This is a genomic window from Pseudoponticoccus marisrubri (assembly GCF_001482405.1).
Lineage (GTDB): Bacteria > Pseudomonadota > Alphaproteobacteria > Rhodobacterales > Rhodobacteraceae > Pseudoponticoccus > Pseudoponticoccus marisrubri.
In genome coordinates, this window is sequence record NZ_LPXO01000006.1 from 89247 (window position 1) to 106991 (window position 17745).

Annotated in this window: 16 protein-coding genes and 1 tRNA gene; 4 read left to right on the forward strand and 13 right to left on the reverse strand. The window is 68.1% G+C overall.

The window, feature by feature from the left end; translation table 11 throughout:
* Nucleotide 1 precedes the first annotated feature (1 nt).
* Nucleotides 2-1000, forward strand: coding sequence for a polyprenyl synthetase family protein (locus AVJ23_RS11540; protein WP_058862347.1), 999 nt, complete (start codon nt 2-4; stop codon nt 998-1000).
* A gap of 8 nt (nt 1001-1008) precedes the next feature.
* On the opposite strand, the gene AVJ23_RS11545 is transcribed toward AVJ23_RS11540, so the two are convergent.
* The 6 genes from AVJ23_RS11545 to leuB form a co-directional block, all read right to left on the reverse strand.
* Nucleotides 1009-1470, reverse strand: a complete 462-nt coding sequence (locus tag AVJ23_RS11545) for a thiol-disulfide oxidoreductase DCC family protein (RefSeq protein ID WP_058862348.1) — start codon at nt 1468-1470, stop codon at nt 1009-1011.
* Between the two features lie 218 nt (nt 1471-1688).
* Nucleotides 1689-3359, reverse strand: coding sequence for a thiamine pyrophosphate-dependent enzyme (locus tag AVJ23_RS11550; RefSeq protein WP_058862349.1), 1671 nt, complete (start codon nt 3357-3359; stop codon nt 1689-1691).
* Nucleotides 3360-3456: 97 nt separating this feature from the next.
* A complete protein-coding gene (locus AVJ23_RS11555; protein ID WP_058862350.1) occupies nt 3457-5778 on the reverse strand; it encodes a Tex family protein in 2322 nt (773 codons plus the stop codon).
* 227 nt (nt 5779-6005) lie between these two features.
* Nucleotides 6006-6082, reverse strand: a tRNA-Pro gene (locus tag AVJ23_RS11560).
* Between the two features lie 44 nt (nt 6083-6126).
* Nucleotides 6127-7092 carry a DMT family transporter gene (locus tag AVJ23_RS11565; RefSeq protein ID WP_058862351.1) on the reverse strand — a complete coding sequence of 322 codons (966 nt, stop codon included), beginning with the start codon at nt 7090-7092 and terminating at the stop codon, nt 6127-6129.
* A gap of 96 nt (nt 7093-7188) precedes the next feature.
* The gene (leuB, locus tag AVJ23_RS11570) at nt 7189-8292 is read right to left on the reverse strand and encodes a 3-isopropylmalate dehydrogenase (RefSeq protein WP_058862352.1); all 1104 of its coding nucleotides are present in this window, start codon (nt 8290-8292) and stop codon (nt 7189-7191) included.
* A gap of 92 nt (nt 8293-8384) precedes the next feature.
* Here leuB and AVJ23_RS11575 point away from each other — a divergent pair, with 92 nt between their 5' ends.
* Nucleotides 8385-8969, forward strand: a complete 585-nt coding sequence (locus AVJ23_RS11575; RefSeq protein WP_084794518.1) for a peroxiredoxin-like family protein — start codon at nt 8385-8387, stop codon at nt 8967-8969.
* Between the two features lie 386 nt (nt 8970-9355).
* Here the strand turns inward: AVJ23_RS11575 and AVJ23_RS11580 are convergent, their stop codons facing one another.
* From AVJ23_RS11580 to leuD, 3 genes are all read right to left on the reverse strand, one after another.
* Nucleotides 9356-10318: an endonuclease/exonuclease/phosphatase family protein gene (locus AVJ23_RS11580; protein WP_205626854.1), complete on the reverse strand. Its 963-nt coding sequence runs from the start codon at nt 10316-10318 to the stop codon at nt 9356-9358.
* A gap of 29 nt (nt 10319-10347) precedes the next feature.
* Complete coding sequence (locus AVJ23_RS11585; protein ID WP_058862353.1) at nt 10348-11178, reverse strand: hypothetical protein; 831 nt, start codon at nt 11176-11178, stop codon at nt 10348-10350.
* Between the two features lie 330 nt (nt 11179-11508).
* Nucleotides 11509-12114 carry a 3-isopropylmalate dehydratase small subunit gene (leuD, locus tag AVJ23_RS11590; protein WP_058862354.1) on the reverse strand — a complete coding sequence of 202 codons (606 nt, stop codon included), beginning with the start codon at nt 12112-12114 and terminating at the stop codon, nt 11509-11511.
* Nucleotides 12115-12254: 140 nt separating this feature from the next.
* On the opposite strand from leuD, the gene AVJ23_RS11595 reads away from it, so the two are divergent.
* Nucleotides 12255-12530: a hypothetical protein gene (locus tag AVJ23_RS11595; protein ID WP_058862355.1), complete on the forward strand. Its 276-nt coding sequence runs from the start codon at nt 12255-12257 to the stop codon at nt 12528-12530.
* Between the two features lie 65 nt (nt 12531-12595).
* Here AVJ23_RS11595 and AVJ23_RS11600 read toward each other — a convergent pair whose 3' ends face one another.
* From AVJ23_RS11600 to AVJ23_RS11615, 4 genes are all read right to left on the reverse strand, one after another.
* Entirely contained in the window at nt 12596-13123 is a 528-nt protein-coding gene (locus AVJ23_RS11600; protein ID WP_084794519.1) for an HdeD family acid-resistance protein, read from the reverse strand.
* Between the two features lie 66 nt (nt 13124-13189).
* Nucleotides 13190-14596: a 3-isopropylmalate dehydratase large subunit gene (gene leuC, locus AVJ23_RS11605; RefSeq protein ID WP_058862357.1), complete on the reverse strand. Its 1407-nt coding sequence runs from the start codon at nt 14594-14596 to the stop codon at nt 13190-13192.
* 463 nt (nt 14597-15059) lie between these two features.
* A complete protein-coding gene (locus AVJ23_RS11610; protein WP_058862358.1) occupies nt 15060-16016 on the reverse strand; it encodes a PLP-dependent cysteine synthase family protein in 957 nt (318 codons plus the stop codon).
* Nucleotides 16017-16061: 45 nt separating this feature from the next.
* Complete coding sequence (locus AVJ23_RS11615) at nt 16062-16370, reverse strand: EthD family reductase (protein WP_058862359.1); 309 nt, start codon at nt 16368-16370, stop codon at nt 16062-16064.
* Nucleotides 16371-16517: 147 nt separating this feature from the next.
* Between AVJ23_RS11615 and AVJ23_RS11620 the strand changes: the two genes are divergently transcribed.
* The gene (locus AVJ23_RS11620; protein ID WP_058862360.1) at nt 16518-17696 is read left to right on the forward strand and encodes an acetyl-CoA C-acyltransferase family protein; all 1179 of its coding nucleotides are present in this window, start codon (nt 16518-16520) and stop codon (nt 17694-17696) included.
* The last annotated feature ends 49 nt before the right edge of the window (nt 17697-17745 follow it).

The window sequence follows — 17745 nt, forward strand, 5'->3', positions numbered from 1 at the left end:
GATGAGCTTGGACGAACCGCGCAGGAAGCCGCATGAACGCCTCGCCGAGATGCTGTCCGATGATCTGGGCCGCGTCGACGCGCTGATCCGCGAGCGCATGGCCTCGGAACACGCGCCGCGCATCCCCGAGGTGACCGCCCACCTGGTCGAGGCCGGGGGTAAGCGGCTGCGGCCGATGCTGACGCTCGCCTCGGCGCGGATGTGCGGCTATGACGGGCCCTACCACGTGCATCTCGCCGCGACGGTGGAGTTCATCCACACCGCGACCCTGCTGCATGACGACGTGGTGGACGAAAGCCGCAAGCGCCGCGGCCGGCCCACCGCGAACCTGCTCTGGGACAACAAGTCCAGCGTGTTGGTGGGCGACTACCTTTTCGCCCGTGCCTTCCAGCTGATGACCGAGACGGGCAATCTGCGCGTGCTGCGCATCCTGTCCGATGCCGCGGCCACCATTGCCGAGGGCGAGGTGCTGCAACTGACCGTGGCGCAGAACCTCTCCACCACCGAGGACACCTACCTGAAGGTGGTGCGCGGCAAGACGGCGGCGCTGTTCTCGGCCGCGACCGAGGTCGGCGGCGTGATCGCCGGGCGTCCCGATGACGAGGTGCGCGCCCTGTTCGACTATGGCGACGCGCTGGGGATCGCCTTCCAGATCGTCGACGACCTGCTGGATTACTGGGGCTCCGACGCGACCGGCAAGAATGTGGGCGACGATTTCCGCGAGCGCAAGCTGACCCTGCCGCTGATCAAGGCCGTGGCTGCGGGCGATGCCGAGGAGCGTACCTTCTGGACCCGCGTCATCGCCAAGGGCGACCAGCAGGAGGGCGATCTCGACCATGCGCTGACGCTGATGAACCGCCACGGCGCGCTGGAGGCGACGCGGCAGGACGCGCTGGCCTGGGCCGGCAAGGCCAAGAGCGCCATGACCAGCCTGCCGCCGTCCGAGATGCGCGACCTGCTGATCGACCTCAACGATTACGTCGTGGCCCGCGTCAGCTAGGCGCGGGGTCAGCCGATCAGCCGGCGGCGCAGTTCCGGGTCGGGCAGCGCGCACATGTCCGCCCGGCCCCACAGCCGGTAGCGGTTGCGCGCGATCCGCGCATAAAGTGCGTCACGCAACGGGGCGGGCACGACTGACAGCAGCCGCAGCGACTGCCACCGGCGCGAGAGGCGGGGAAACAGTCTCAGCACCGCGTCGAACCCGCCAAAGGCCCGGCCGTCGGAGAGCAGGATCCACGTGTCGGGATCGTCGGGATCAAGCCCCAGATGGGTCGCAAGGGCGCGCCCCAAGTCCGACTGGATCGTGGCAATACGCACCTCGTCCCGCCGGTCCAGCCGCGCGATCCGCCGCGCCGTGGCCGAGCAAAGCGCGCAGTCGCCATCCATGATGACCAGCATTCGCGCATCGTCGAATTCCGGCACTGCCGGATCCTGCTGCCATGAGAACGGGGTCGTTTGGCCGATACGCATGTGCCGTCTCCTTTCAGGCCATGAACTGCGCGCCGGCACCCGCTGGACAAGCCCTGCGACACGATGCCCACCCGGCGATACGGCCCCTATTCGGGCCTCCGCCCGTGCCGAACCCGTGAATTCCGACGGTCAGAAACCCTTCCTTCAGCGACTCGCCCCAAGATGAAGGGCGGTAGGGAGGGGGCAAACGTGAACCGGGCGTGACAGGCGCGCGCGGCCTAATTGCCTGCGCCGGTCGCCTTGCGGCCCGCCGCGCGGATCTGGCTGAGCGTCGCGCGCGGCGTCAGCGCCTCGGGCGAGATGTCCAGTTCCAGCAGCGCGCCGGTCTGCGACTCCATGGCCCGCGCAAAAGCCGCGGCGAAATCCTCCGTCCGCGCCACGTGCTCGGCATGGAACCCGTAAGAGCGCGCCAGCGCCACGAAATCGGGATTCTCCATCGAGGTGCCGGACACCCTGTCGGGATACTGGCGTTCCTGGTGGGCCCGGATCGTGCCGTAGATCCCGTTGTTCAGCACCAGCACGATGGGCTGCGCGCCGGCCTGCATGGCGCTGGCCATCTCGGGGCAGTTCATCTGGAAATCCCCGTCGCCCGCGAAACAGACGACACAGCGCTTCGGATCGGCGACCTTGGCCGCGATGGCCGCCGGCAGACCATAGCCCATGGCCCCCGACTGTGGCGCCAACAGCCGCGCCTGCGGGCCGAAGCGGAAGAACTTGTTGGGCCAGACCGCGAAATTCCCCGCTCCGTTGGTCAGCACGGCGTCCTCGGGCAGCACCTCCTGCAGATGTGCCATCACCGCCACCATGTCGACGGGCGAGGGCTGGGCCGGCGCGTCGAACCCCGCCTCGAAGGCAGCGCGCGCCTCGGCCCGCCACGCGGCCCAGGGGCCCTGCACCGGGCGGAGCGCCGCGGCAAAGGCGTTGGGCCCGGCCAACAGGCCAAGCGTCGGGCTGTAGATCTTGCCGATCTCGTTGTCCGAGGGGTGCACGTGCAGGATCTTCTGCCGCGCCACCGGCACGTCGAACAGCGTGTAGGCCCCGGTCGTCATCTCGCCGAAGCGGATATTCACCGCCAGGATCGTGTCCGCCTCGGCGATCAGCTTGCGCACATTGGGCGGCATGCCCACCCCGGCTTCGCCAGCATAGACGGGCGCATGGTTGTCGATCAGGTCGTTGTAGCGGAAGGCCGCGACGACGGGGATGTCCGAGGCCTCGGCAAAACCCTGCAGCGCCTGGCGCCCCGCCGCGCTCCAGTTGCAGCCGCCCAGGAGGATCAGCGGCCGTTCCGCGGCGGACAGCTCGGCCTGCAGCGCCTCCATGGCCTGCGGATGCGGCGCGGCCTCCCAGATCGGGGCGGGCGCGGTCAGGGGCGGCGTCTCGGTGTGCGACGACAGCATGTCCTCGGGCAAAGCCACGACCACCGGGCCCGGCCGCCCGGTCAGCGCGGTCTTCCACGCCCGGGCCAGCAGTTCGGGGATCCGCTCCACCTGGTCGATCTCGACCACCCATTTGGCCAGCGGGCCAAACATGGCGCGGTAATCGACCTCCTGGAAGGCCTCGCGCCCGCGCTGGTCGGTGCCCACCTGCCCGATGAAGAGCAGCATGGGCGCGCTGTCCTGCAGCGCCGTGTGCACCCCGATCGAGGCATTGGTGGCCCCCGGCCCGCGCGTGACCATGCAGATCCCCGGCGTACCGGTCAGCTTGCCCCAAGCCGCGGCCATGAAGGCCGCACCGCCTTCGTTGCGGCAGAGCACGTAATCCAGCTGGCCCGCCGTGTCGTGCAGCGCGTCCAGCACGGCGAGGTAGCTCTCTCCGGGCACGCCAAAACTCTTGCGTGCGCCGAGCGCGACGAGGCTGTCGACCAGAAGCTGGCCTCCGTGGCGGGTCATAGCGGTCTCCGTCCTTCGTGTCGGTTGACCGCACTAGACACCGGCGCAGGCCTAGACTGCAAGCAAGGCGCGGGGCAGCGGCGGGCCGATGCCCCGCCTAGCGCTTCTTCATCGCCGCCTTCAGCGCGGCCCCCAGCGCGCCGTCGCCCTGTTTGGTCTCCTTGTCGCGGTGTCCCTTGGGCGCGCCACCGCCCTTGCGTGCCGGCCCGCCCCGCGCCGGCCTGTCCGTCGACCCGTTGCCTGACTTGCCGCCACTGTCCTTGCGCATGGACAGGCCGATCCGCTTGCGCGCTACGTCCACTTCGGTCACGCGGACCGAAACCACGTCGCCCGCCTTGACCACCTCGTGCGGGTCCTTGACGAAGCGGTCGGCCAACTGGCTGACATGGACCAGCCCGTCCTGGTGCACGCCCACATCCACGAAGGCCCCGAAAGCCGCCACGTTCGTTACCGTGCCCTCCAGCCGCATGCCGGGCTTGAGATCCTTGATATCCTCGACCCCGTCGGCAAAGCGCGCGGTCTTGAACGAGGGGCGCGGGTCGCGGCCGGGCTTTTCCAGCTCGGCCAGGATGTCGCGCACCGTGGGCAGGCCGAAGCGGTCGTCGACGAAGCGCTCGGCCGACACGCCCTTCAGCGCCTCGGGGTGGCCCATGATCGCGCGGATATCGCGACCGCAGGCCGTCACGATGCGCCGCGCCACGTCATAGGCCTCGGGGTGGACCGAGGAGGCGTCCAGCGGCTCCTTGCCGTCGCGGATGCGCAAAAAGCCCGCGCATTGCTCGAACGCCTTGGGCCCCAGCCCCGGCACCTTGAGCAGCGCCTTGCGCGTCGGAAAGGCGCCGGTCTCGTCGCGATAGGCCACGACCGATTGTGCCAGCGACGGGCCCAGCCCGGCGACATGGGTCAGCAGCGGCGCCGAGGCAGTGTTCAGGTCGACGCCGACGGCGTTCACCGCGTCCTCGACCACCGCCTCCAGCGCCTGGCCCAGGCGCCGCTGGTCCACGTCGTGCTGGTACTGGCCGACGCCGATGCTCTTGGGTTCGATCTTGACCAGCTCGGCCAGCGGATCCTGCAGGCGCCGCGCGATCGACACCGCGCCGCGCAGCGACACGTCGAGATCGGGAAACTCGCGCGCGGCCAGTTCCGAGGCGGAATAGACCGAGGCGCCGGCCTCGGAGACCACCACCTTGGAGGGCGCGGCCACCCCCTGCGGCAGAAGCTTGAGCGTGTCGGCCACGAAACGCTCGGTCTCGCGGCTGGCCGTGCCATTGCCGATGGCGACCAGCGCCACGCCATGGCGGCGCACCAGCTCGATCACCTTGGCCTCGGCCCCGCGCAGGTCGCGCCGGGGCGCGAAGGGATAGAGCGTCGCCGTCTCGAGCAGCTTGCCGGTGGCATCCACCACCGCCGCCTTGACCCCGGTCCGGATGCCGGGATCCAACCCCAGCACCGGCTTGGCGCCCGCCGGCGCGGCCAGCAATAGATCCTTGAGGTTGCGAGCAAAGACCGCGATGGCGTCCTCGTGGGCGCGCTTGCGCAGCTCGCCCAGCAGGTCGACATACATCGACAGCGACAGCTTGATCCGCCAGGTCCAGGCAGCCGCGTCGCGCAGCCAGCGATCGCCCGGCCCGTCGCCCTTGATGCCCACGGCCTGCGCCACCATGCCCACGGCACGGGCCACGCCCTCCTCGGGCTCGGGCGCGATCTCGAGCGAGACGATCTCCTCGTTGGCGGCGCGCAGCAGCGCCAGCGCCCGGTGCGAGGGGATCTTGGACCAGGGCTCGCGATGGTCGAAATAATCCGAGAACTTCGCCCCCGCCTCTTCCTTGCCCGGCAGCACCCGGGCCGAGATCTGCGCCTCGTCGCGCATGAACTGGCGCAGTCGGCCCAGCAGGTCGGCATTCTCGGTCAGCTCTTCCGCCAAGATGTCGCGCGCGCCGTCCAGCGCGACCTTGACCGTCTCGACCTTGCCGCCCGTGTAGGCCGCGGCCAGCGCCTGCGGATCGGCGCCCCGGTCGGCCTGGATGCCGCGCAGCAGCGGCTCCAGCCCGTTCTCGCGCGCGATCATCGCCTTGGTGCGACGCTTGGGCTTGTAGGGCAGGTAGATGTCTTCCAGCGCCGCCTTGGTGTCGGCCTTGGCGATGGCACGGTCGAGCGCCTCGGTCAGCTTGCCCTGCTTGTCGATCTCGGCCCGGATCGTCTTGCGCCGGCTCTCCATCTCGCGGAGATAGCCCAGCCGGTCCGACAGCAGGCGCAGCTGCGTGTCATCCAGCCCGCCGGTCGCCTCCTTGCGGTAACGCGCGACGAAGGGCACCGTGGCGCCCCCGTCCAGCAGCGCAATCGCGGCCTCCACCTGCCGGGGCTTGGCGGCGATGTCCTGCGCGATGGTGCGGGAAATGCGGTCGGCAACCTGATCCAAGGGCGATCTCCTTCAGCTCGGGACCCCGGGTGTACCCCCGCCACCGTTTTCCGCCAAGCCCCAACTGGGGGTTGCGCGATGGCGCGCTTCCAGCGGTCAGACAGACGGGCTTGCAGCCGCGCGTCGCGCAGGTCGAGATTTTGGAAAACAGCACGCCAAGTTCCGCGTGGATCATCTCGAAGGCACGTTGAATGCTGTTTCCAGGACAAGCTATCGCATCGGCGATTTGGTCGGAGTGGCGAGATTCGAACTCACGGCCCCTGCCTCCCGAAGACAGTGCTCTACCAGGCTGAGCTACACTCCGACCGTGTCGCGCGGCTTAGCGGAGGCCGCGCGGTTTGGCAAGGCTCAATCGTCGTTTTTCGACCGCTTGAACAGATCGCGTCCGAAGAACTGCACGCGCGGCACGGTGCCCGTCTCGAAGCGCGAGCGGATCTGCAGCACCGGGGTGGCGGAGCTGGCGCTCTGGCGGCCTTCACGCAGCACGATGTAGACCCCGCTGGCGATGATGATGCCCGCGCCGGCGGCGGTCCAGAGATCGGGAAACTCGCCGAAGAACAGGGTGCCGTAGAGCGTCGCCCAGAGGATCTGGGAATACTGCATCGGCGCCACGATCACCGCCTCGCCGGAGCGATAGGCCATGATCACCAGCGCCGAGGCGATGAAGGCGAGGATCGACATGACGGCCAGCCCGCCCAGATGCAGGATCGGCATCGGCTCGTAGACCAGCGGCAGCGCCGCGCCCATCAGGATGAAATTGGCCAGCATCGGGTAGAGCAGCAGCACAACGCTGCGCTCGTCCTGCCCGATCTTGCGCACGATGACCGAGGCCAGCGCGCTGCCCGCCGCGGCGACCAGTGCGGCCATGTGGCCGAGACCCAGCTCGGTCGTGCCGGGGCGCAGCACCACGATCACCCCCACCAGCCCGACGATCACCGCGATCCAACGGCGCAGGCGCACCGTCTCGCCCAGGATGGGAATCGCGAGGATGGTGATCAGCAGCGGCGCGGCGAAGATGATGGCATAGACCTGCGCCAACGGCAGGACCGAGAAGGCGTAGAAGGCCGACAGCCCGGTCGCGATCGTGGCCACGGTCCGTGCCAGCACCCACCAGGGATGTACCGGGCGCAGGTGGCCCGGCTTGGCATCGCGGATCAGCATCAGCGTGACCAGCGGAAAGCCGAACAGCACGCTGAAGAAGACGATCTGGACCGGGTTGTAGCTTGCACCCAGCGACTTCACGATCACGTCGTGGGTCGAGAAGCTGCCGAACGCCAGAAGCGCCAGCAGCGCGCCGCGTGCATTGGGGGACATGACAGGGACCTGTGTTCACTGATGGCCGCACGCTAGCCACAGCGTGCGACCCGTTGCAAGGGCCGGACGCCCGTGCCCCCCCCCCTGCCCGCAGCCTCAGAGCGAGGCGTCGAGCGCCGCGACGATGGCATCGCCCATCTCGGCGGTCGAGACGGGCTGCGCGCCCTCCTCGCCCAGCAGGTCGGCCGTGCGCAGACCGTCGGCCAGCACTTTCTCGACCGCCTGCTCCAGGCGCGTCGCCTCGTCGCCGGCGTCGAAGCTGTAGCGCAGCGCCATGGCAAAGCTGAGGATGCAGGCGATCGGGTTGGCCTTTCCCTGGCCGGCGATGTCGGGGGCCGAGCCGTGCACCGGCTCGTAGAGCGCCTTGGGCCGGCCATTGGCCATGGGCGCGCCCAGGCTGGCCGAGGGCAGCATGCCCAGGCTGCCGGTCAGCATCGCGGCGGCATCCGACAGCAGGTCGCCGAACAGGTTGTCGGTCACGATCACGTCGAACTGCTTGGGCCAGCGGCACAGCTGCATGGCGCCGGCATCGGCATACATGTGGCTCAGCTCGACCTCGGGGTAGTCCTTGCCCACCTCGGTCACGACCTCGCGCCAGAGCACGCCCGATTCCATGACATTGGCCTTTTCCATCGAGCAGAGCTTGCGGTTGCGGCGCATGGCCAACTCGAAAGCATTGCGGGCGACGCGGTCGATCTCGGATTCGGTATAGCGTTGGGTGTTGATGCCGACGCGCTCGTTGCCGTCCTCGATGATGCCGCGCGGCTCGCCGAAATAGATGCCGCTGGTCAGCTCGCGCACGATGACGATGTCGAGCCCGGCCACCACGTCGCGCTTGAGCGACGAGAAATCGGCCAGCGCGTCAAAGCACTGGGCCGGGCGCAGGTTGGCGAACAGGTCCATCTCCTTGCGCAGGCGCAGCAGGCCGCGCTCGGGCTTCACGCTGAAATCCAGCGCGTCGTATTTCGGCCCGCCCACGGCGCCCAGCAGGACGGCGTCGACCTCTTGCGCCTTGGCCATGGTGGCATCGGTCAGCGGCGTGCCATGCGCGTCGTAGGCGCTGCCGCCCACGAGGTCCTCGCTCACGTCGAAGGCCATGTCCCGCTTGGTGCCGTACCAGTCGATGACCTTGCGCACCTCGGTCATGACCTCGGGGCCGATGCCGTCACCGGGCAGGATGAGAAGCGAGGGGTTGGACATGGGCGGACCTCCTGATTTCGTGATGGAACGGGGTTAGACCGCGGGTGTTGGCAGGTCAATGCGATCCATACGGGACACCAGAGGAGACCTGAATGCTGACCCCCACCCAACCCTTCCCCGCGCTCTCGCTGCCCACGCTGGACGGCAACGGTTTCGACACGTCGCGCGACCTTGGCCCGAACGGCGCGGTCGTGGTCTTCTACCGCGGGCTGCACTGCCCGATCTGCAAGACCCAGCTGGGCGAGATCGAGGGGCTGCTGGACAAAGCGGCCGAGCTGGACATCGCCGTCGTGGCGATCAGCGGCGACACCCGCGACAAGGCCCGGCAGACCGCCGAGGAGGCCGGCGCCAAGCAGTTGCGCATCGCGCATGACCTGTCGATGACAGAGGCGCGCGACTGGGGCCTGCACCTGTCACAGGCCCGCGAGGGTTCGTCCGAACCACCGCTCTTCAACGAGCCGGGCATCTTCTACCTGCTGCCCGACGGCACGGTCTATGCCAGCTGGGTGCAGTCCTTCCCCTTTGCCCGCCCGCCCTTCGAGGATGTGCTGGCCGCGGTCAAGTTCCGCCTGGACAAGGGTTACCCGCCGCGCGGCAGCTATACTGGCGCACTGGCCGAACATGACGGCGGCACCAAGCTCGAGGCGGTCGACGGCCCCAACGCCGCGGCCTACTGAGCCCACGGCATCAGCGGGCCAGCCCCTTGGTGGGCGCGTCCAAGACGCGCCTGCCGAAGGGTTGTGCCGCATCGCCGCCTGCCCAGCCCGCTGGGCAGGGGCATTCCGGGCAGAGGACGCTCGGCACTCACCCCGTCGCACCGGGCCTCCAGCTTGATCTTGCGCATCTCCTGCAATATCAGCCCTGACCGGGCGCGAGATGGCCCCAACTCCCGGCGCTGCGCTGGGGCGCGAGATTCGCGTCAAACGCATGGCGTGGTGGCCGGTGCAGCTCGCCCGTCCAATCTGACCCATGGCGCGGGAAATGCTGGAGATGCGGTATCTCTGGTCGAAACCGCATCATCTGAACGGTGAAACCATAGGCGCACTGCTGCCTGAGACCCCCATCACCCCGGTGGAGGAGGCTCCGGCTCGGGCAATTGGGACGGTTGTTCCGGCAGGACCAAGTCAACCCAGACAAGACCATGGGGCCCGGCCCCCTCTGCCGGCGAAGTGACACCGGCCCCGGCCACCCGCAATTGCCTGTCGGGCAGCACGTAGCTGACCCGCATCGGGCCCGTGCTGTCCCATGTCACCGTGGGCTGTCCGGGCAGCGGATCCTGCAGCCTCGGGTGGACCAGCAACCGCTGCGGGGCCGATCGGATCCCGTCTCCGCGCGCGGGGTCGAGGTTGAGATTGCCGATCACGGCAAAGGGCGCGTCCGGCGGCGTGCCCAGCCGGCCATCGATCACATGCGCCCAAAGCAGCACCTCGTCCCGGTTGCGCCGGCCATTCCGATCCTCGGGCCCGTCGAAGACCGGCGGCGTTGCCGCGAGCGTCAGCAGGTCGAGCGACCCGTCCGGCGTCTCCACCCGCAGATGCCAATGCGCGGCGCTGGACAGGCGCTGGATGTCATGGCCGAGATCGTCCGCGCGCATCGCGCTGTCCGGCAGGTCGCGCCAGAGCAGGCCTGAGAGATCCTGCATGGCGCGCAGCGGGTGGCGCGACAGCACAGCCATGCCGCCCTGTCCGGCAAACCAGCCGAAACCCTGCGCATCCCGCGGCCCGCCGCGCCGCCCGTCACCATCCAGGTCGCGGCCCGTCGCCCTACCGGTGTTGGGCCGCGCGGCGTAAACATGGCTGTATTCCAGCCCGAGCGCGAAAAGCCGGGATTGCAACAGGCCCAGCGCCACATGGCCCGCATCGTAGTCGATCTGTGTGAGCAGAAGGACATCGGCGCCCGTCTCGGCCAGCAGGTCGAGCCCCGGCACCGGATCCTCACCCGCCAGCGCCTTGACCAGCAACCCCGGCCCCTTGCGGCTGAAATCGCCATGCCAGGTGGCCAGCCGCAGCGTGTCGGCCACGGCCATGCAGGTCAGCAGGCCTAGAAGGAGTAGACTCAGGCCGCTTGTACGCGCGCCTGTGCATAGGCGCGGCGGCGCTTTTCCTCGATCAGGTCGGCGATGCGCATCAGGGCGACACCCCGCATGATCAGACTGGCCGGCAGGAAGGCCCATGCGCTCATCATCCAGATCATCGAATGCGGCGCGCCCAGCGAAACGGGCGTGCCATAGCTCGCGGCGAGTTTCAGGATCGCCGGAATCAGGAATGGCAGGAGAAACCCTAAAGCCACGTTAACATTGGCATCCCGCTTGAGCCGGTAGAGCACGTCTCCGCCCGCCGTCGGATCGAACAGCGGCAGGTTGACCCAGAAATTGAACGGGCCGCCCTGCAGCGGCCAGTCCAGCAGGCGCACCAGCGCCACGAAGCACAGAAGCGTCACCAGCGAGATGACATAGGCCAGCCCGGCATGGCTGCGGATCGCGTCGCGCAGCGCCTCGGGCGCGTCCTCGGGGCCGACCAGAACCATCAGCCGCACCGGCGAGAACGGGAAATCCATCGCTGCACCGACCTGCGCGCCGAAGGTGTAGAGCATCTCGGACAGCGCGTCGGCATGCGCCTCGCCGCGATTGATCAGGGTCAGCGCCAGCACCGTCGCGAACAGCGCGATGAACCGCATCCGGTTGAAGGGCGGGGCGTCGCGGAATTCAAGAAGCGATGGAAAATCAGAGACATACTCGACAAAGGTCAGCACGCCCGCGATCAGCGCCAGAAGCGCGACCATCTGTGCCGTGTCCGACGAGGCGCCGGGCAGCAGCACCACAGGCATTGCGATCAGCAATGCCACGAGTAACGCCCGTGCGGCGGCGGCCACGATACGCGTGATCACAGAACTGCCCTTTCGTTCCGGACGGTCGCGATACGATGCCGCGGCCTTGTTCCAGTCCGACACCGCCGATTGTGGCGGCATGCCTCATTATCGCCCAAGTTTTGCCCCTTTTCCCCGGCCGGCTCAACAGTGCGGGGTAGCCTCGGGGGAGATTCGGGCAAAAACGCGGTCGATCTGGTGCCCGAATGCATCGATTGCGAAGAAACTGCGCATCAAATTGTCAGGGCATGCCAATATCTTGTGGTCCGCTCTTCATCCACCACAAGCACAACAGGCGGCCCCGTGGAGCCGCCTGCCATCCTGTAGTTCCCGGGTAACAGGACCGGGCGTCTAGACCCAAGGACGGGCCTGCGAGGCCTGCGCCTCGAACGCGTCGATGGCCGGGGCCTTTTCCAGCGACAGGCCGATATCGTCGAGCCCGTTCATCAGGCAGTGTTTCTTGAACGGGTCGATCTCGAAGGCGAAGGTGTCGCCATCCGAGCTGGTCACCGTCTGCGCCTCGAGATCCACGGTCATCCGCGCGTTGGAGCCCTTCTCGGCGTCCTTCATCAGCACGTCGACCGCCTCTTGCGGCAGGACGATGGGCAGGATGCCGTTCTTGAAGCAGTTGTTGTAGAAGATATCGGCAAAGCTGGTCGAGATGACCGACTTGATGCCGAAATCCTTCAGCGCCCACGGCGCATGCTCGCGCGAGGAACCGCAGCCGAAATTGTCGCCGGCGACAAGGATCTCGGCGTCGCGATATTGCGGCTGGTTCAGCACGAAATCGGGGATCTCGTTGCCCTGCCGGTCATAGCGCATCTCGTCGAACAGGTTCACCCCCAGCCCCGAGCGCTTGATCGTCTTCAGGAATTTCTTGGGGATGATCATGTCGGTGTCGATATTGACCAGCGGCATGGGCGCCGCGATCCCGGTGAGCGTTTCGAACTTTTCCATCAGGTCCTCCTCAGGACAGGGTCATGCAGGGAAAGGCGGCGCGCCTGTGCAGGCACGCGCCGCCCCGGATCGGTATGTCGTCTTCCCGTCACGCGCGCAGGGTAGGGCTGTGCGGGAGTTTTCGGTGAAAGGACCGCGCGATGGCGACCTACAAGGCAGTGTTGATGCATGGCGAGCGTGGCGGCGAAGGGCGCTACAGCTTCGAGGCCGAGGATGGCGTGCTGGAACGCTCCACCCATGCGACGATGACCGCCTTCATGCAGCACCTGCAGGGCAAGCTGGAGCCGGCCCACATGGACTGGCGGCTGGATGGCGTGCTGCGCAATGACGACCTCGGGGTCATCACCGCGGCCGGCACGCTGATCTTCGACGCGGGCGACCGTCAGCCCTTTGTCTGCATGATCAACGAGGCCTGAACACAGCAAAAGACGGCGCCGGACAAAGCCCGGCACCGCCTTGATCGTGCAACGCGCCGCGTGGCTTACGCGGTGCGCGCGTCGTCCATGTTCGTGTCCAGCCGCGGGCGCAGCATCAGGAAGGCCACGCCGGTCGAAATCAGCTCGATCCCGAGCAGAATGCCCGGCACCGCGGCCGAGGCCTGCAGCAGGTTGAACGCGATCAGAAGCGCCAGCGCGACCGAGATCACGCCCGACAGCCCCATCATCCAGACGCTGTCCGCGCCGCGCCGCTGCCATGCGAGGTACAGCTGCATCACGCCCGAGGCGAGAAACAGCGCCCCCAGCACGATGGTCAGCGAGACCATGCCCGATAGCGGGTTGAACACGAAGCTGGCGCCCAGCAGCAGCTCGACCACCCCGAAAACGCCGTTCCATGCCCGGCTGTCCTTGCCCCGGAAGGCCGCGACCACGTGGAAGGCGCCCGCGAACAGAAACGCCCAGCCCACGATCAGCGTCGCGGTCAGCGAGGCCGCGAAGGGCAGCAACAAGGCCAGCACGCCCCCCACGATCAGCAGGATGCCGGATATCACCAATACGGTCCGATGACCCATGTCTCACCTCCGTCAGAAGAGTGTTGCATGGGCAACGCGGATCGGCGGGCCGGGGTTGCATCACGGCTACATCAGGTCCCGCACGTCGGTCAGCTTGCCGGTCACCGCGGCGGCGGCGGCCATGGCGGGCGAGACCAGGTGCGTGCGGCCCTTGTAGCCCTGCCGGCCCTCGAAATTGCGGTTCGAGGTCGACGCGCAGCGCTCGCCCTCGGACAGCTGGTCGGGGTTCATGGCAAGGCACATCGAGCAACCCGCAAGGCGCCATTCGAAGCCGGCCTCGCGGAACACGTCGGCCAGGCCCTCTTCCTCGGCCTGCGCCCGGACAAGGCCCGAACCCGGCACGACCATGGCGCGCATGCCATCCTTGACCTTCTTGCCCTTCAGGATCTGTGCCGCGGCGCGCAGGTCCTCGATCCGGCCATTTGTGCAGGAGCCGATGAACACCGTGTCGATCTCGATATCGCTGAGCTTCTGGCCCGGCTCCAGCCCCATATAGGCCAGCGCGCGCTTGGCCGCCTCGACCTTGCCGCCCGCAAAGCTTTCGGGTGCGGGCACTTCGGCAGTGATCGGCAGCACGTCCTCGGGCGAGGTGCCCCAGGTCACGACAGGCGCGATATCCTCTCCGCGGATGGTCACGACCTTGTCCCAATGCGCGTCGTCATCGGAATAGAGCGTCTTCCACCAGGCCAGCGCGGCCTCCCACTGGGCGCCCTTGGGGGCGTGCGGCCGGCCCTTGACGTAGTCGAAGGTGGTCTCGTCCGGGGCGATCAGCCCGGCGCGCGCGCCGCCCTCGATCGCCATGTTGCAGACGGTCATCCGGCCTTCCATCGACAGCGAGCGGATCGCCTCGCCGCAATACTCGATCACGTAGCCGGTGCCGCCGGCGGTGCCGGTGGCTCCGATCACCGACAAGGTGATGTCCTTGGCGGTCACGCCCGGCGCCAGCTGGCCGGTGATCTCGACCTTCATGTTCTTGGACTTCTTCTGGATCAGCGTCTGCGTGGCCAGCACGTGCTCGACCTCGGAGGTGCCGATGCCATGGGCCAGCGCGCCGAAGGCACCATGTGTGGCGGTGTGGCTGTCACCGCAGACGACCGTCATGCCCGGCAGGGTCCAGCCCTGTTCCGGCCCGACGATGTGCACGATGCCCTGCCGCACGTCCGAGACGGGGTAGTAGTGGATGCCGAATTCCTTGGCATTGGTGTCCAGCGCGGCCACCTGGATGCGGCTGTCCTCGGGCATCTGGTCGGGATTGTCGCGGCCATCCGTGGTGGGCACGTTGTGATCCGGCACGGCGATGGTCTTGTCCGGCGCGCGCACGGTGCGGCCCGCCATGCGCAGCCCTTCGAAGGCCTGCGGGCTGGTCACCTCGTGCACGAGGTGGCGATCGATATAAAGAAGGCTGGTGCCGTCTTCGTCCTCGTGGACGACATGGGCATCCCAGATCTTGTCATAGAGGGTCTTGGGGCACATTGGGGCTCTCCCGGTGCGAATATGTCAAGTTGGAGGCGTGACAGGTCACTGTCTGGCAAGGCCGCGCCTTCGGGGCGGGCGGCACGCAGCGCTTATAGACGGGCAAGCACCGTGAAGGTTGCGCCGTGAAAGCGTTCGCGCAGGCGGGCGCGGTCGCCGACATTGAGGAACTTTGCCATGGGCGGAGTTCATACAGTGCGGCGCCCTCCCGATCAAGCCCGGCGGATCCGGGCGACAGGCTCCGAGCGGGTCCGAAACCCGACCCGCGAAAAGAGTTCCGAAAAAAGTGAACCGGCCAGGGCCCAGCGACGTTTAATCTAAAAAAGGAGGTCGCATGCGAAGCTCGTTGAATGTCGTGAACCTGTGCCTGATGGCCGTCCTGCTGGCCGCTGCGCTGACCGTGCAAGGCGTCGAGCGCGACATTCTCTACGTGCAGGTGCCTTGAGCAGCGCGATCCCGGCGCTCAACCCTTCTCCCAAAGGTCGGTGGACAGGTATTTCAGCCCGCTATCGCAGATGACGATCGCCACCGTGCCGTCCCGTTCCGGGCCGCGCAGCAATTGCAGCGCTCCGGCGAGATTCGCGCCAGCCGAGTAGCCGCCGAAAATCCCCTCCAGCCGAGCCAGCGCCCGCGCCCCCTCGCGCGCCGCGTCGCCGCTGACGGCCAGGTGCCCGGCCAGCGGCACACCCTCCAGATGGGTCAGCGCGCGCATCGCATAGCCGCCGCCCTGGATCGGGTGGTCGGCTTGGACCACTGCCTTGCCGGCCAGAACTTGCGCGCCCTCGGGCTCTACCGCGTAGCAGCGCACCCCGCGCGGCCCCAGCGCCCGCGCCACGCCCGCCAGCGTGCCGCCCGAGCCGGCGAAATCGCAGAACGCCGTGACCGTGCCGCCCGACTGCTCCCAGATCTCTGGGCCGGTGCCGTCCTCATGCGCGGCGGGGTTGCCGGGATGGGCGAACTGGTCGGCACGAAAGGCGCCCCGTTCGACCGTCAGCCGCCGCGCCGCGTCTTCCACCAGTGCAAGGTCCGCACCAGTCACCTGCCCGGGCACGCCGCCCGGGGCCTGTTCGACGATCACCACCTCGGCCCCGAGGCTGCGCATCATGCGCGCCCGCTCGATCGAGTTGCCGGCGCTCATCACCGCGATGAACGGATGCCCCAGCACGCCGCAGACAATGGCCAGCCCGGTGCCCATGTTGCCCGAGGTCAGCTCCACCACCGGCTGACCGGGGGCCAGCGTACCCTTGGCCCGGACGCGCTCGATCATGGTCCGCGCGGCGCGGTCCTTCTTTGAAAAGCCCGGCTGCAGGTGGTCGAGCTTGGCGAGGATACGCCCCTCGACCCCCTCGGCGGCGGCAATGCGGGACAGGTCGACCAGCGGCGTCGCGCCGATGGCCTCGATGACGGAAGACAGGATCATGGCGCGACGCTGCGGCCCCGTCACGTCCCTGTCAAGCCGGGCGCCTCAGCCGACGACCTCACCGATCAGCATCTGCGGCGTGGTGTCGGTGAAATTGGGAATGTCCTTCAGCAGCGGCCCCGCCTTGCCCAGCGCCGCCTGCATCGCAGCCTCGTCAGGAAAGACCATGGTGGCCACCGCGTGATAGCCCGGCGGGGTCTCGGGCCCGCCGGCCACCCCCTTCGTGACCACGATCTGCTGCATCAGGTCGCCCCAAGCCTCCTGAACCATCTTCATGTGGGTGCCGACGTAATAGTCATGGTCGAACGTGCTGCCATCGCTGGCTGGGTAGAGCACCTGGACACTTGCGGACATGGATTCGGCCTTCCTTGATTGACGCCAGGTCAGCCTAGCACGCCCGTTAGCGCAAAGCGTGAAGTTTCGTCACGTCCCCGGCGGCTGACAAGCCCTGCGCGGGCGGCGCATAGTGGCGCCGATCATCGAGTCGAGGAGGACAGTGACATGACAGACGAGATCGTCATTCTGGGCGGGGCACGCACCGCCATCGGTACGTTCGGCGGCCGCCTGGCCGGCACGCCGCCGATCGACCTGGGCGCGGCCGCCGCGAAAGCCGCGCTGGAGCGCGCCGGGGTCGAGGGTGGCCAGATCGGCCATGTCACCTTCGGCCATGTCATCAACACCGAGCCGCGCGACATGTACCTGTCCCGCGTCGCCGCGATGCAGGCCGGCGTGCCCGAGACGACGCCCGCGATGAACGTGAACCGGCTCTGCGGCTCGGGCGCGCAGGCCATCGTCTCGGCGGTCCAGAACCTCGCGCTGGGCGATTGCGATTTCGCGCTGGCCGGTGGCGCCGAGAGCATGTCACGCGCGCCCTTCATCATCCCCGACCAGCGCTGGGGCGCCAAGATGGGCGATGTGCGCACGCTGGACATGATGCTGGGCGCGCTCAACTGCCCGTTCGGCACCGGCCACATGGGGGTCACGGCCGAGAATGTCTCGGATGAGCATGACATCACCCGCGAGGCGCAGGACGCCTTTGCGCTGGAAAGCCAGACCCGCGCCGCCCGCGCCATCGAGGAGGGCCGCTTTGCCGAGCAGATCACGCCGGTCGAGGTGCGCGTGAAGCGCGACATGGTGCCTTTCGAGGTGGACGAACACCCCAAGGCCACCACCGCCGAGGCACTGGCCGGGCTGCGCACCGTCTTCCGCAAGGACGGCACCGTGACGGCAGGCAACGCCTCGGGCATCAATGACGGCGCCGCGGCGCTGGTGCTGGCCCGTGGCGAGGCCGCCGAGAAGGCGGGCCTGACCCCGCGCGCCCGGGTGCTGGGCTATGCCCATGCCGGCGTGCGCCCCGAGGTAATGGGCATCGGCCCGGTCCCGGCGGTCGAGGCGCTGCTCAAGCGCACGGGGCTGGGTGTGGGTGATTTCGACGTGATCGAATCGAACGAGGCCTTCGCCGCGCAGGCGCTTGCGGTCAACAAGGGGCTCGGCCTCGATCCGGCAAAGGTGAACCCCAATGGCGGCGCCATCGCGCTCGGCCACCCCGTCGGCGCCACGGGCGCGATCATCACCGTCAAGGCGCTCTACGAGCTGGAGCGCATCGGCGGACGCAAGGCGCTGATCACCATGTGCATCGGCGGCGGCCAAGGCATCGCGTTGGCAATCGAACGCGTCTGACGCGCCGCTCCGTCCCGTCGCGCGGGATGTCGACGCCTGTGATGAGTAT

What these genes read in the sequence shown, in the direction of transcription:
- AVJ23_RS11540 (WP_058862347.1), top strand. Translation starts at nt 2, where the DNA reads ATGAGCTTGGACGAACCGCGCAGGAAGCCGCATGAACGCCTCGCCGAG.
- AVJ23_RS11545 (WP_058862348.1), bottom strand. Translation starts at nt 1,470, where the DNA reads ATGCGTATCGGCCAAACGACCCCGTTCTCATGGCAGCAGGATCCGGCA.
- AVJ23_RS11550 (WP_058862349.1), bottom strand. Translation starts at nt 3,359, where the DNA reads ATGACCCGCCACGGAGGCCAGCTTCTGGTCGACAGCCTCGTCGCGCTC.
- AVJ23_RS11565 (WP_058862351.1), bottom strand. Translation starts at nt 7,092, where the DNA reads ATGTCCCCCAATGCACGCGGCGCGCTGCTGGCGCTTCTGGCGTTCGGC.
- leuB (WP_058862352.1), bottom strand. Translation starts at nt 8,292, where the DNA reads ATGTCCAACCCCTCGCTTCTCATCCTGCCCGGTGACGGCATCGGCCCC.
- AVJ23_RS11575 (WP_084794518.1), top strand. Translation starts at nt 8,385, where the DNA reads ATGCTGACCCCCACCCAACCCTTCCCCGCGCTCTCGCTGCCCACGCTG.
- AVJ23_RS11580 (WP_205626854.1), bottom strand. Translation starts at nt 10,318, where the DNA reads ATGGCCGTGGCCGACACGCTGCGGCTGGCCACCTGGCATGGCGATTTC.
- leuD (WP_058862354.1), bottom strand. Translation starts at nt 12,114, where the DNA reads ATGGAAAAGTTCGAAACGCTCACCGGGATCGCGGCGCCCATGCCGCTG.
- AVJ23_RS11595 (WP_058862355.1), top strand. Translation starts at nt 12,255, where the DNA reads ATGGCGACCTACAAGGCAGTGTTGATGCATGGCGAGCGTGGCGGCGAA.
- AVJ23_RS11600 (WP_084794519.1), bottom strand. Translation starts at nt 13,123, where the DNA reads ATGGGTCATCGGACCGTATTGGTGATATCCGGCATCCTGCTGATCGTG.
- leuC (WP_058862357.1), bottom strand. Translation starts at nt 14,596, where the DNA reads ATGTGCCCCAAGACCCTCTATGACAAGATCTGGGATGCCCATGTCGTC.
- AVJ23_RS11610 (WP_058862358.1), bottom strand. Translation starts at nt 16,016, where the DNA reads ATGATCCTGTCTTCCGTCATCGAGGCCATCGGCGCGACGCCGCTGGTC.
- AVJ23_RS11615 (WP_058862359.1), bottom strand. Translation starts at nt 16,370, where the DNA reads ATGTCCGCAAGTGTCCAGGTGCTCTACCCAGCCAGCGATGGCAGCACG.
- AVJ23_RS11620 (WP_058862360.1), top strand. Translation starts at nt 16,518, where the DNA reads ATGACAGACGAGATCGTCATTCTGGGCGGGGCACGCACCGCCATCGGT.